Genomic DNA, 13,434 nt, shown 5'->3' on the forward strand with positions numbered 1-13,434 from the left:
GGGGCTCTGCCCCCTGGACCCCCGCTCTTCAAACTCCCCCAGAGGGGGCCCCAAGGGGCTGGATTTTGTCGGCCGGGGCTGGACAGCCATGGTCAGCAGGCTGTTGCCGGGGTGATCTTGCGGACGTCGGGGGTGCGGAGGGTGAGGGGTTTGGTGGTGTTGCCGGTGGTGGGGAGGAGGGTGACGTTCTTGGGGGTGTAGGAGACCAGCTGGCCGCAGAAGTCCCCGGTGGCGGTGGTGACCTTGACGAGGTCGGCGGCGGGGTCCTCGGTGTGGGTCCAGGAGACGCCCAGCGCGGCGGCCACGAGGGCCATGCCGAGGGTGAAGGCGGCCGCGCTGAGGTAGATCGCCCGGCGTGCACGGCCGATCTCCTTCATGGTCCATGCGCGCAGCGAGCGCCCGTAGAGGAAGGTCTGCTCGCCGGGTTTGCCGAAAGAGGCGCGGACGGCGAGCAGCGAGCCCACGACGAGGAGCAGGAAGGCGGTGCCCAGCAGTGAGAACGCGACGGTCTGCCAGGGCGAGGGCAGCTTGGACAGGTCGTCGCGGCCCTTGAGCACGGCGAGGATCGTGATCAGGGCGGTGAGCCCGATCAGGCCGTTGCGCCAGCCCTCCGCCTGCTTGCGGAGCACGTCCAGCTGGCTGAACTCGAGTTCACGGCCCAGCTCGGTCCAGCGGCGGATGACGCCGGGGCTCAGGGGACGCTGGCTCACGGCATGTTCCCGGAGTTCGGCTTCAGCTCCCACTGCGCGCCGCAGCCCACGAAGAACAGCGGCTCAGGCTGTCCGGCGTGCGCGAAACCGCATTCGCAGAAGAACGTCTCGGAGGCCGTCAGCGCGTCCTGCTCGGCCTGGGACGGCGGTTTGGCCTTGGACCAGGGGAACATTCCCTTCGTACCCGCCATCCCCCTCGGGATCGTGGTGGTGGTGTGGCCGTGGCAGCGGGGGCAGGAACCCGTGACCGTCACACCCTCGGCGTCCGCGCTGACCTGGAACGGGGTGTCCACGGTGCCGAGAGGGATCTGCTGGTACTCCTCGTCGTGCTTGTGGGAGGGGGTGCTCAAGACTCTTGCTCCTGGGGTTCGTGCGGGTCGGTGGTGTTCTCGGCCGGTGCGACGTGCAGCTGGAACATGTCCGCGTAGAGGTTCAGGCGCTCTCTCACCCAGTGGCTGGTGGTGTCCAGTTCGCGGGCCAGTGCCTCGACCTGGGCCGTGGAGACGGTGCCCTGCAAGGCCGGTTCCTGGCCGTTGAGGCCCTCGCTCAGAAGGACGAGGTCCTGCCAGAGGGGGAGGGTGTTCGGGGCGTCTGCCACATCGACAGCGAGCGCGATGCCGAGAGGCTCGTAGTGGCGCAGCCGCTCGCACACGGCCCGGACCGGTTGGCCGATGCGGCCGGCCACGGCCACCAGCTCCAGCGGTCCGCAGGGGGAGGGGTCACGCGGCCTGTCGAGGCTCATGCGATCGGAGAGGGCGAGCAGATCGTGCTGGTCGGGTCTGATCTTGGCCAGCAACGCGCGCTGTTCGTCCGTGAGTTCGGGAATCAGGGCGCCGAGCGCACGGTAGGGGGCGAGCTGGTCGAGTGCCTCGCTGATGGTGAGGGTCGCCTCCTGGGCGTAGCGGGCGAGGTGGAACGGTGTGATCTCGTTCCAGGAGACCCGGATCGGCTCGTCCGTGCCTCTGCCCTCCAGATTCGTCATCAGGGCGGTCTCCGCCAGGCTGGGATTGAGGTGGAGAGCTTCGTCGGGAAGGGGCGGGACCTCCTTGCCGAACACGGCCTTCCGGGCGCCCAGCCGCTTTGCGCAGCGCTCCAGTGATTCGCCGAGTTCGCCCGCCGCGCGGACGAGCGTGGCCGTTGTCCAGGGGACGTGAGGATCGAGGCTGCCGACGAAGAGGGCGACCCGGTCACGTGGGGGGAGATCCATCCAGCGGCGCAGCGGTTCGAGGTCGGGGGGGACGTTCATGCCCAGGGCCGCCACGCGCCGTACCCGGGAGGCGACCACGTCCCACGCCTCGTACTCCACGTCCGCCCCGAGGCCCGGGGTCCCTCTGCCACGGATGTAGCAGGAGGCCAGGAAGTCGATGGGGATCGACTGGCCGGGCAGCGACCCGCGGCTCGTTCCGCGCAGGACCAGCAGTTTCAGGTCGTCCTGTTCCAGCAGAGGATGGCCGTCCGACTCCGGGTGCAGCTCCGGCAGTTGAAGGCCTGCCTGCCCGGCGAGTTCCTCGACCGAGCGCAGATAGGCGTCAATGGTCATCTCGTTCTGCGTGGCCTCGACCAACAGGTCCCGGAGGGTGGGCTCCGGGATCTCCTTGCGGAAATCCCAGAGTTTGCTGAACCGGTCCCACTCGTCGGAACTGGGTGCGGCGGCCAGTAGCTGCGCTTCGGAGGGGAGCCGGTAGTCGAGGAATTCCCAGGCCTTCAGCTCCGCCAGGACCTCGGCGCTGGTGGCATCGAGTCGTTCCGCCAGCCGGGCGATGTGGACCGGCAGGACGTTTCTGGGCAGGCCGTGCGGGCAGTAGACGTGCTCGTTCTCCGTCCACCCGGCCAGCAGTTCGGCGTCCCTGGTCGTCGCGACGTGTTCGGCGATGCGGGCGGCGGGTACCGAGGGCACTTCCAGTCCCAGTGGTGCGAACCGACGGCAGCGCTCCAGCAACTCGCCCACCTTCAGACCGCTGGCGGCCGATATGGAGAAGAGCGCGCCCGCGGCGGGCTGCCGCTCGGCCCGGTACGGTTTCGACCAGTCGCGCATCCAATGGACCAGGTCCATGTCGACGCGGTCCGGAACGATGTCCAGCACGGGGGTTCCGTCCGCCGCGACGGATTGCCCCCGGATGCTGGGGCCAAGCATCGCGAACCGGCGCAGTTCACGGAGTGCCACCGCGACGGACCGCTGGTTGTCGAACGAGTACGCCACCAGATTGCGCGGACTGCCGATGGCCCGGTTGAGGAGAATGTTGTCGCCCGGACGCGGAACGGGGTACCCCGTCACGTCCTTGGGCATGGAGCTCGGGTCGTGGAGATCGACAACGACCTTCAGACCCTGGCCCCGCAGGACCGCGAGTCGCCATGGGGCCGTGGGGTTGTCCCTGTTGCTGAGGCGCAGTCGCCGGTCGCCGGGCTCCGAAGCCAGGAGCGAGCCGTCGTCGGGGAACCAGCCGACGGCGTCCAGTGGGACGTCCGGCCAGTGGTGCGAGGAGCCGCGGCGGACGGGCAGACCGAGTCCCTGGTCGGACAGTTCGGCGGCTATCGCGCGGGCCAGCGAGACGTCGTCCATCTCCAGCTTCCACAGCCACTCCAGGTCCAGTCCCGCCCAGCCGGGCAGATCCGCTGCTGCCTCGCGTACCTGCTCCGAGGCCCATTTCTCGTCCCAGTTCAGCAGGCTGTTGCGGTTGACGCTGAGCGTCGGTGCCTTCGGGCCGGTCAGGTTGACGACGTAGCCGAAGGGCTCCTCCGAGGTGACGATGCCGTCGGCGAGCACCATGCCCTTGTCCGCCACCCACCAGACAGGCCCCCTCGCGTCGAGCGGCGGTACGGGATCGGTGTCGTCCCTGGACGCCGGGTGCCGCAGCTCGCCGGCACCCCAGGTGTCGTCCGGGTCGTCGCCCTCCTCATGGCTGAGGACCAACTCGTACTCGTTGAACCGCACTTGGTCTCTCAGCACGTCGAACGCGGACACCTGCTCCTCGTCGCCCTCGGGCTCGCTCAGCATGAGCCGGACCCGGGTGCCGCCCTCGCGCATCGGATCGTCGCCGCCCACGTACTGGCGGATGCGGAACAGACCGCTGCTGCTGGAGATGTTGACGACGAGCGGGTCCTGGACGGGGTGACCCTCCGTGTTCACCTTCCGGGTCACCAGGGTGACCTCGTCGGCGATCATGAAGTAGCTGAGGACACCGATGCCGAACCGGCTGTAGGGGTAGAGCCGCAGTTCCTGGTCCGCCTCCAGCCAGCAGGCCTGCTCCTGCCGGAAGGCACGGGTCTGGGAGAACCGGCGGCCGGCCCGGCTGAAGGTCTGCTCCAACTGGGTCCGGTCCATGCCGACGCCGTTGTCGCGGCACTCGATGTAGGCGCGGCCCGGACGGCCGTCCACGGACGGTTCGCGGCCCTGCGTGATCCGGATCTCCGCGGGCCTCTGGTGCGGGGCACCACCCTTGAGATCGAGATACCTCCGTCTCAGTTCGCGGTAGCGGCACGCGTCGGCGGCGTTCTGGTACAGCTCCCGTACGGCCAGCGACCGGTCGCCGTACAGCTGATGGCCCATCAACAGCTCGCGGATCTCGTCCTGCGCCAGCTCGAAACGCAGCAGCGGCGTGGAATAGAGCGGATCTGTGGAGGGCTCCCGGGTTGAGGGACGCAGCTGGTGAGTGGTGAGCGCGCCCGGCCACTTGCCCGGCAGTCCGTCCGGGAACTGGGCCTGGGCCGCGCGAAGGGAGCGCAGCACGGTTTCCGCGCGCCGCGCGAGGTCCGTGAGAGCTTTGTGGAGGGCGGGGTGCCGGCAGAGCAGATTCAGGTCCAGGCCGTCCGGCTGAGGGGCCCATCGCCATCCGGACTGGAGTGTCTTCACGATCTCGGCGGGAACGACCGGGTCCGCCACCCCCACGTGATCGGGCAGTACGTCGGGGAACTGCCGTACGTCAGCGGCCAGAAGGCCGGCGAGTCGCACCAGGCCCAGTACGCCCCACCAGCGCACGGGCTCGGGGCCTTCGGAGGTCGTCAGCTCCGGGGGCGCCTTGCGGAAATGCTGGTTGTACGCAGGCAGATCGACCGGCTCGTCGGCGAGGAGCTGCATACCGTGCGCCAGCAACACACGGAACTCCTCCGCCTGGTCCCCGTGCTCCTGCCCGGGGCCGAGCAGCGCGGTGGCGAGACGGCTGATCAGTTCCCGGCCGCCGGGGTCCGGTGGATCGATGAGCTGCTCGGCCACCCAGCGGTGGGCCAGCCACGCCGCCAGTGCCCGGTGGGCCTCGGTCTCGCCCCGTCGGCCGTGCCCGCGGGCCTTGCGCAGCAGCTGCGGGTGGCTCTCGTGGATGTACTGCAGCTCGTTGCGATCCTTGGAGGGCTTCGCGTCCGAAGACTTCGGTTCGAGGTCGAACGGCTCGGCGTCGTGCAACCGGCTGAGCATGCGGGCCCACATGGCCTCCCGCAGGAACGGCAGCGCCATGAGGAGGCCGGTCTCCAACGGGGAGCGGGCGGCGTCGCCGAGCAGCAGCTCCGGCATCACCCGGTTCACCGTCCGGGTCGGCAGGCTGGGATCGCTCCAGGGGTCGTCGAAGCGGGGCTGGTCCTTCAGTACGGAGACGGCGCAGTGGTACGCGAACGCCGCGACACGCTCCCGCATGGCCGAGTCCGGCCCCTCCTCACCCCGTTCGGCAATCCACAGCGAGGACTTCTCCACTTCCTCGCGCCACAGCAGCGGGATCTCCGAGCCCTCGCACAGGTCCGGGAAGTCCGACAACTCCTCGTCGCGGGGCGCGCAGTTCATGTGCGGCCGCTGCTCGCCCGCCCGTTGCGCGTAGGCGCTGGTCTGGTACTTGGCCTGGCCGAAGACCTCTTCGAGGGAACGTTTCGGGGCGTAGCGGTCCAGCGCCTCCGCGAGCGCCCGGGTGAAGAAGCTCCCGTTGTCGTCGTAGTGGCACCGCTGCCCCCTGCCACAGCCGACCAGCAGCGCGAGCCGTTTCGACGGGGCATGGACGGTGGCGGCCCCGAAGCCCGCCGTGGCGTCGTCGGGGCCGCTGTCACGGCACGCGTCCACGACGTAGACCACCGACTCCGCCCGGCACCCGGCCAGGTAGGACGTCATGTCAACGGGAAGGAGCGAATCGAGCTGGGCCTTCGACCAGTCCAGCCCCCGCTCCGGAGCGAGCGCGTCCCCCGGAACCAGATAGTCCGTCCCCCCGACATGCACCCCGTGCCCCGTGAAGTACACGAGCAGCAGCTCGCACTCCTCCTGGGCCGCCCGTTCCAGCGCGGTGGTGATGTCGTTCCGCTCCACGGGGCCGTCCTCGCCCTGTCCCAGGGTGCGGACGGAGTATCCCGACGCGGCCAGCTGCGTACCCATCGCGTCGAGGTCGTGCGCCACGGGCTCCGCCAGGGAGCCGAACCTCTGCGCGGCACGCGGGGTGTCGGCCACCCCGATGAGAAGAGCGGATCGTCTGATCGTCACGCGGGGACGTTAGCGCGACTTCGGCCTGCCGCGTACTGGTTTGCAGGGATAAGTGAATCGCCGTCAGGACGCCCCCGGTGTCACCAACCCCGTCTCGTACGCGCAGATCACCGCCTGCACCCGGTCCCTGAGACCCAGCTTGCTCAGCACGTTGCTCACATGCGTTTTGACGGTGTGTTCGCTCACGAACAGCGTCGTCGCGATCTCCGCGTTGGACAGGCCGCGCGCCAGCAGCCGCAGCGTCTCCTCCTCGCGGCCGGTGAGGACCTCCAGGCGCTGCGGAGTCGGCTCGACGGCGGCCTTCGCGCGGCGGGTGCGGACGATGTCCGCGACCAGGCGGCGGGTCACCGTGGGAGCCAGCAGCGAGTCGCCGGCCGCCACCACCCGTACCGCGTGGACCAGGTCGTCGCGGCGTACGTCCTTCAGGAGGAAGCCGCTCGCGCCCGCGTACAGCGCCTCGTACACGTACTCGTCGAGGTCGAAGGTGGTCAGCATGACGACCTTGCAGCTGGACTGCGCGCACACTCGGCGGGCCGCCTCCAGGCCGTCCATGCCGGGCATACGGATGTCGAGCAGGACCACGTCGGGGGTGTGCCGGACGACCGCGGCGACCGCCTCGGCGCCGTCGCCTGCCTCCGCGACGACCTCGATGTCCTGCTGCGCCTCCAGGATCATGCTGAAGCCGCTGCGGACGAGTTCCTGGTCGTCGGCGACCACCACCCGGATGCTCATCCCCTCATCCCATCACCCCAGGGCCGCCTGCCGGTCAACGGCGGTGGGCAGGCGGACGACAACGCGGAAGCCGCCGGCCGGGCGGGGGCCCGCGGTCGCGCTGCCTCCGCAGGCGGCTGCCCGCTCCCGGATGCCGATCAGACCGTGGCCGCCTTCGTGCGCGTCCTGTTCCGGGCCTCTGCCGTCGTCCGTCACGGTCAGCGTCAACTCGTCCTCCCGCCAGTCGAGTTCGACGTCAGCGCTGGCAGCGTACGCGTGTTTCACCGTGTTGGTCAGGGCTTCCTGGACCACACGGTAGGCGGCCACCTCGGCCTCGGGGTGGAGGGGGCGGGGAGCGCCCGCCGTGCGCAGTTCGATGCGCAGGCCGGTGGAGTCCCGCACCTGCTGGATCAGGGCGGTCAGGGAGGCGAGGCCCGGTTGAGGGAGGTGTCGCGCGTCTCCGTTCCCTCGTCTCGTCTCGCCCTCTTCCTCCTTCAACACCCCGAGAATGCGGCGCAGTTGCTGCATCGCGTCCCGTCCGGCCCCGGCGATGGCGTCGAAAGCCGCCTCCGCGCGTTCCGGGTCGCTGCGTACGACGACCGGGCCCGCCTCCGCCTGTACGACCATCAGGCTCACCGCGTGGGCGAGGATGTCGTGCATGTCCCTGGCGATCCTGGCCCGTTCCTGTGCCAGGGCCCGCGCGGTGTCGGCGGCCCGCTCGCGTTCGAGACGGCGGGCGCGGTCCTCCACGGCGGCCGTGTAGGCGCGCTGCACCCGGGTCAGCACCCCGAGGCCGTACGCGCAGCCCAGGCTGGTCAGATGGAAGGCGTACTCGAAGGGAAGAGCGTTCTCCTTGTGCTGCATGACCAGGATGCCGCCGGTCACCCAGCCCGCGAGCATCGCGCGGCGCTGCCAGGGCGGGGCCTGGCTCGCCATGGTGAACAGGACCACGAGGCCGCCGTACTCCACGTCCGGTGGCGGTGCGTGGTAGACGGCCATCGCCGGGGTGGCCACCGAGACCGCACAGGCGCACACGAAGGGGGTGCGGCGGCGCCATATCAGGGGGAGTGCGGTGGCTGCGGCAAGGAGCCAGCCCTGCCAGGTGAGTTGGTCGTCGCCCTCGTCGGGGAACATCCACTGGAGGGAGGCGGCGAAGAGGACCAGTGCCGCCAGGGCGGCATCGACGGCGTAGGGGTTCGCTGTTCGTAGGCGGGCCAGGGCCGATGAGGTCCAGGTGGGTGGGGGCATGTCGGCTCCTTCGGGGCAAGGGGCCGGTTCAGTATTGCGAGGGGGGTGCTGCCGCGTCCTCACCGGTGCGGGGGATTTTGGCTGCGGGTGCGTCGTGGCTTGTCGCGCAGTTCCCCGCGCCCCTGTCGGGGGGGCTTCGCCCCCTCCTCAAGGGCGCCAGCCCAGTGCCCGTGAGATGCCTCTTGCCGCCAGTCTCACCGCTGGCACCAACACCGGTACCTGGGCGTCTGCTTGAGGGACCACGATCGATACCGCTGCCACCACCCCGCCGGTCTGTCCGCGTACCGGGGCCGCCACCGAGAGGGCGTCGTCGGTGACCTGGCGGCTGCTTACCGCGACTCCTGTGCGGCGGACTTCGGCCAGGGTGCGGCGGAGTTTGGTCGGGTCGGTGATCGTGTGGGGGGTGAAGGCGGCCAACGGGCCCTCGCAGTAGGTCTGTTGGAAGTCGGCGTCGCTGTGGGCGAGGAGGACCAGGCCTACGCCCGTGGCGTGCAGGGGCCAGCGGGCGCCTACCCGGATGTGGACGCCGACCGCCGAACGGCCCGACAGCCACTCGATGTAGACGACCTCGCCGCCGTCCCGTACCGCCAACTGCACGTTCTCGTGTGTCGCTTCGTACAGGTCCTCCAGATACGGCAGCGCGATCTGCCGCAGCGCCAGCCCGCGCGGGGCGAGCGCCGCTACCTCCCACAGCCTGAGGCCGACGTGGTAGACGCCGGCCTCGTCCCGCTCCAGGGCGCCCCAGTCGGTGAGGGCGCCCACGAGGCGGTGGGTGGTGGTGAGGGTCAGCCCGGCCCGCCGGCTGATGTCCGTGAGGGACAGCGCGGGGTGCTCGTGGTCGAAGGCGCTGAGCACGGACAGCAGCCGGTCGGGCGCGGAGCGGGTGGTCATGGGCGGGCAGCTCCCGGGGGCGTTGACGGGTGGGTGCGGGCCACGTCGTACGGGCGTGGGTACTCCGTCGGGCGGTACGTCACGTAGCGCGCCGCCGTCGTCGGATCCGCCTGCTCCGCGCGGGAGTTGAGGGCGGTCGCCGACGTGTCCCAGTGGCCCGTGTCCAGGCGGTCCTCCAGGGCGTGTACGGCGGCGACGGTCTCGCCGGTGGTGAACGTGCAGTGTCCGGGGCCGTCGACATAGGCCTGGCTCAGCAGCGTGCCCGAGCCGCCCGCGGTCGCCGCCCGCCGGTAGGCGCTCTCCGCCTGTACGGGGATCAGCGCGTCGCCGGTGGTGTGGATGTTCAGCTGGGGATCGGTGAGGCGGCCCGTGAACGCGCTGGTACGGCTCATCCAGGTCTTCGCCTTGGCGTCCGCGGTGATCCGGGGGGCCTTGTTCAGCGTCTTCAGGTCGTCGCGCAACGAGAGTCCCGCCTCCTTGTACAGCTCGGTCACCTCCTTGTATACCGAGGACCGGTGCAGCATCAGGGTGTAGTCGACGCCCGTGTTCCAGGACGGGTTGCCGCCGGCCCGGGATTCCGCCTCCTGGCGCCAGCTGAACGCGGGCAGCCGGATCAGGCCGGAGACCGCCGCGTACTGGTTGGCCTGCTGGCCGGCCCAGTCCGTGGGGCCGGGGACGGGCTGCGAGGCGTCGTTGTAGCCGGGGATGTTGTGCAGGGCGGCGGCGAGCGCGATCCGGGCCCGGCCCTCCGGCGTCTGCTGGGCCGCGGTCACCTTCGTGGCGAGCGCGCCGGCGGCCGACTGGGCGGCGGCCTGGTCGGCGAATCCGGTGAGCTGGATGCCCGAGTCCGGGGCGAGCAGCGTACGCAGCGCGAAGACCGGGTCGAGCGTGCTGTTCCAGTTGGCGACCCCGCCCTGCACCAGACCGCAGATCGACAGCGAGCCGTCGAAGCGGTCGGCGTGCCGTTCGGCCAGGGTCGTCGTCACGAAGCCGCCGTACGACTGGCCCCAGGCGAGCGTCCGGCGGGCCTCGCCGAACCGCGCGGTGAACAGGTCGAGCGTGGCCAGCTGGTCGGGCACGGCGTCGGTGACGGCCCACCCGGTCGTCGCGTACGACGACCCGATGAGCGCGTACCCGGCGTCGAGCAGCTCCTGCTGTACGCCCGAACTCGGGGCGTCCTGGGCCGGGTTGGGGGCTCCGGCCGGGCGGTAGCCGTGGCTGAACAGGAGCACCGTCCCGTTCCAGTCGGCCGGCTTCTCCAGCAAGTAGGCGGCACCGGAGGGCAGTTGGCCCTCCACGCGCTCGGCGGCGGAGGTCGTAGCGGCCTGCGCGGAGACCAGGGGGGTGGCGAGTAACGCCGCGGCGAGGAGGACGAGAACACGGGAGTTCACGGGCGGATCCCTTCGGGAGTGGGGGTTTCCTGGGGGAGGGCGGGGGCGTCGAGCGTGTCGGTGTTGGTCTCGCGCATCCGCCAGACGGTGACCGCGGTGATCGTCGCGCCGCCGCACAGCAGCAGCGAGACGGGCGTACTGCCGCCGCCGTTCGAGGCGAGCAGGCTGCTCGCGATCAGCGGCGAGAACCCGGCGCCGACCAGCGTCGCCGCCTGATAGCCGAGCGAGGCACCGGTGTAGCGGACCTCGGTGCCGAACATCTCGGAGAACAGGGCGCCCAGCGGCCCGTACATCGTGGACTGGGCGATGCCGTGGCCGAGGACGAGCGCGAGGATCAGCAGGCCGGGCGAGCCGGAGTCGACCAGCGCGAGGACGGGGAAGGCGAGCGCGGCCGAGGCGAGGGCACCGGCGAGGACCACCGGGCGGCGGCCGACGCGGTCGGTGAGCGCGGCGGCGGTGGGCAGGACGATCAGCGCCACGCAGGAGGCGATGGTCACGGCGGTGAGGACCTGCGGCCGGCTGTACCCGTTGCCGGTGGCGTAGGAGATCATGAAGCCGGTCAGCAGCGACTGGGCGGTGAAGGCGCCGATGCCGACGCAGCAGGCCAGCAGGACCGGCTTCGGGCGGCGCAGCACCTCGAGGATCGGAGGGGTGGCGGACCGCTCCCGCCTGCCCTCGGCGAACAGCGGGCTCTCCGCGACCCGCAGCCGGACGAACATGCCGACGCCCAGCAGTACGAAGCTGAGCAGGAACGGTACGCGCCAGCCCCAGGAGCGGAACTGGTCGTCGGGGAGCGTGGCGACGAGGGTGACCACTCCGGCGGAGAGCACGGAGCCGAGCGGGGCGCCGAGCTGGGTGAAACTGGACCACAGGCCGCGCCGGGAGCCCTGGGTCCGTTCGGCGTGCTCGACGACCATGAGGGTCGCGCCGCCCCACTCGCCGCCGATCGCGAGACCCTGGACGACGCGGAGGGCGACCAGGAGGACCGGGGCCCAGACGCCGATCGCGTCGTACGTCGGCAGCAGTCCGATGAGGAAGCTGCCGCAGCCCATCAGGGTCATCGTCAGCAGCATCATCGATTTGCGGCCGAGCCGGTCGCCGAAGTGGCCGAAGACGATGCCGCCGAGCGGGCGGGCCACATAACCGGCGGCGAAGGTCCCGAATGCGGCGATGGTGCCGACGGCAGGGTCGGCCTGCGGGAAGAACAGTTCGCCGAAGACGAGCGCGGCGACCGTGCCGTACACGAGGAAGTCGTAGAACTCGACGGTCGTACCGAGCAGTCCGGAGAGTGCGACGCGGCGCAACTCCCTGGTGTCCGGCTGAAGTTGGGGGGTGGAGCCGGGGGACGAGCGGGATGGCTGCACGGGAAGCTCCCTGATGCCGATGCCGTGGGGGACGTCACCGGTGTGTGGGGACCGTACCGGTGCCCGGGTGAAGTTAGGCATCAATCATGCGGCAGTCAATAACTTGCACAACATCAGTTGCCCCGCATCACCCGCGTCAGCCGAGTCCGTCCTCCGCGATCCGCTGGAGCAGGGTGTGCAGGGAGTCGCGTTCGGCCTGATCGAGGGGGCCCAGCAGGTCGTTGGTCACGCGCTGGCCGGCCTCGTCGGTGTCCCGGAGGAAGGCGCGGCCGTCCTCGGTCAGGGCGACGATGCGGCTGCGACGGTCGTCGGGGGAGGGGCGGCGCTCGGCGAAACCCAGCTTCTCCAGGTCGTCGACCAGGCCGACGATCGCGCTCGGGTCGTAGCCGAGCCGCGCGCTCAGCTCGCGCTGGAGCGCGCCCTCGGAACCGGCGAGGAAGCGCAGCATCGCGTAGTGGCGCAGCCGCAGCCCCGACTCCTGAAGGAACGTGTTGAACAGCTGTCCCGAGCGCAGCCCCAGGCGGTACAGCAGATAGCCCGTGTCGGCGTGCAGCCCGCGCATCCACGGCTCGTCCACGTCGATCGGGTTCGGGTTCGTGACGTCCTGGCGTGTGATGGCGGGCTCCCTGGGTCGGTCTGTCCTGCAGATTCCAGCATGACGTACCCGTATGTCATCAACAACTATTGACGTCAACAATTATTGCTCCTAACTTCGATCTCGAAGCCGCACCCCATGTGAAGGGACCACCTCGTGCCCAGCATCGATCTGACCGGCAAGGTCGCCGTCGTCACCGGCAGTGGCCGTGGCCTCGGCCTCGCCTACGCACACGCCCTCGCCGCCGCAGGCGCCTCCGTGGTCGTCAACGACATCGACGAGACCGTGGCCGAGCAGGCCGTGAAGTCCATCACCGCGGCCGGCGGCACCGCCGTCGCCGAGGTGGTTCCGGTCGGTACGACCGAGGCCGCCGAGCGGCTCGTGAACCGCGCGGTCGAGGAGTTCGGGCGGCTCGACATCCTGGTCACCAACGCGGGCATCCTGCGCGACAAGGTGCTGTGGAAGATGACCGACGACGACTTCGACGCGGTGATCACCACCCACCTCAAGGGCACCTTCACCTGCGCCCGCGCCGCCGCCGTACGCATGCGCGAGCAGGGCGAGGGCGGCACGCTGATCCTCGTCGGCTCCCCGGCCGGCCAGCGCGGCAACTTCGGGCAGACGAACTACGCCGCCGCCAAGGCAGGCATCGCCGCCTTCGCCCGCACCTGGTCGATGGAACTGGGCCGCGCGGGCATCACCGTCAACGCGATCGTGCCGGTGGCCGCCACCGCCATGACCGAGACGATCCCCGCCTTCGCGCCGTACGTCGAGGCGCTGAAGAACGGCGAGCCGTTCCCGGCCTTCCTCCGCAAGGGCGAGGGCTTCGGCACCCCCGAGGACTGCGCCGCCCTCGTCCCGTTCCTCGCCTCCGAGGCCGCCCGGGGCATCACCGGCCAGGCCATCGGCATCGGCGGCGACAAGGTGGCACTCTGGTCGCATCCGCAGGAGATCAAGACCGCGTACGCCGACGGCGGCTGGACCCCCGAGGCCCTGGCCGACGCCTGGCCCACCTCGGTCGGCGCCGAACTCCAGTCGGTGGGCATCCCCGCCCCCAAGTTCCCGGAGGCGTAAC

Annotated in this window: 10 protein-coding genes; 1 reads left to right on the forward strand and 9 read right to left on the reverse strand. The window is 70.6% G+C overall.

What is annotated here, in order from left to right; genetic code table 11:
* Positions 1-92: 92 nt before the first annotated feature.
* From ACWCRB_RS11600 to ACWCRB_RS11640, 9 genes are all read right to left on the reverse strand, one after another.
* A complete protein-coding gene (locus ACWCRB_RS11600; protein WP_450995857.1) occupies positions 93-710 on the reverse strand; it encodes a hypothetical protein in 618 nt (205 codons plus the stop codon).
* Positions 707-1,060 (reverse strand): hypothetical protein, encoded by a 354-nt coding sequence (locus tag ACWCRB_RS11605; protein WP_450995858.1) that lies wholly within the window; start codon positions 1,058-1,060, stop codon positions 707-709. The genes ACWCRB_RS11600 and ACWCRB_RS11605 overlap by 4 nt, the downstream gene beginning before the upstream one ends.
* Positions 1,057-6,159, reverse strand: coding sequence for a wHTH domain-containing protein (locus ACWCRB_RS11610; protein WP_450995859.1), 5,103 nt, complete (start codon positions 6,157-6,159; stop codon positions 1,057-1,059). The genes ACWCRB_RS11605 and ACWCRB_RS11610 overlap by 4 nt, the downstream gene beginning before the upstream one ends.
* A 63-nt stretch (positions 6,160-6,222) precedes the next feature.
* The gene (locus ACWCRB_RS11615; RefSeq protein ID WP_450995860.1) at positions 6,223-6,891 is read right to left on the reverse strand and encodes a response regulator; all 669 of its coding nucleotides are present in this window, start codon (positions 6,889-6,891) and stop codon (positions 6,223-6,225) included.
* 12 nt (positions 6,892-6,903) lie between these two features.
* On the reverse strand, positions 6,904-8,118 hold the full coding sequence (locus tag ACWCRB_RS11620; protein WP_450995861.1) for a sensor histidine kinase: 1,215 nt from the start codon (positions 8,116-8,118) through the stop codon (positions 6,904-6,906).
* 147 nt (positions 8,119-8,265) lie between these two features.
* Complete coding sequence (locus ACWCRB_RS11625; RefSeq protein WP_450995862.1) at positions 8,266-9,009, reverse strand: IclR family transcriptional regulator; 744 nt, start codon at positions 9,007-9,009, stop codon at positions 8,266-8,268.
* A complete protein-coding gene (locus ACWCRB_RS11630) occupies positions 9,006-10,400 on the reverse strand; it encodes an alpha/beta hydrolase family protein (RefSeq protein ID WP_450995863.1) in 1,395 nt (464 codons plus the stop codon). Before ACWCRB_RS11630 ends, ACWCRB_RS11625 begins: the two co-directional genes overlap by 4 nt.
* A complete protein-coding gene (locus ACWCRB_RS11635; RefSeq protein WP_450995864.1) occupies positions 10,397-11,764 on the reverse strand; it encodes an MFS transporter in 1,368 nt (455 codons plus the stop codon). The genes ACWCRB_RS11630 and ACWCRB_RS11635 overlap by 4 nt, the downstream gene beginning before the upstream one ends.
* 136 nt (positions 11,765-11,900) lie before the next feature.
* Positions 11,901-12,326: a MarR family winged helix-turn-helix transcriptional regulator gene (locus tag ACWCRB_RS11640; RefSeq protein ID WP_450995921.1), complete on the reverse strand. Its 426-nt coding sequence runs from the start codon at positions 12,324-12,326 to the stop codon at positions 11,901-11,903.
* 189 nt (positions 12,327-12,515) lie between these two features.
* Here ACWCRB_RS11640 and ACWCRB_RS11645 point away from each other — a divergent pair, with 189 nt between their 5' ends.
* On the forward strand, positions 12,516-13,433 hold the full coding sequence (locus ACWCRB_RS11645) for an SDR family NAD(P)-dependent oxidoreductase (protein ID WP_450995865.1): 918 nt from the start codon (positions 12,516-12,518) through the stop codon (positions 13,431-13,433).
* Position 13,434 lies beyond the last annotated feature (1 nt).

This window comes from Streptomyces sp. NPDC002156 (assembly GCF_053593675.1).

Coding starts and splice junctions, on each gene's coding strand:
- ACWCRB_RS11615 (WP_450995860.1), bottom strand. CDS start 6,891: ATGAGCATCCGGGTGGTGGTCGCCGACGACCAGGAACTCGTCCGCAGC.
- ACWCRB_RS11620 (WP_450995861.1), bottom strand. CDS start 8,118: ATGCCCCCACCCACCTGGACCTCATCGGCCCTGGCCCGCCTACGAACA.
- ACWCRB_RS11625 (WP_450995862.1), bottom strand. CDS start 9,009: ATGACCACCCGCTCCGCGCCCGACCGGCTGCTGTCCGTGCTCAGCGCC.
- ACWCRB_RS11640 (WP_450995921.1), bottom strand. CDS start 12,326: ATGCGCGGGCTGCACGCCGACACGGGCTATCTGCTGTACCGCCTGGGG.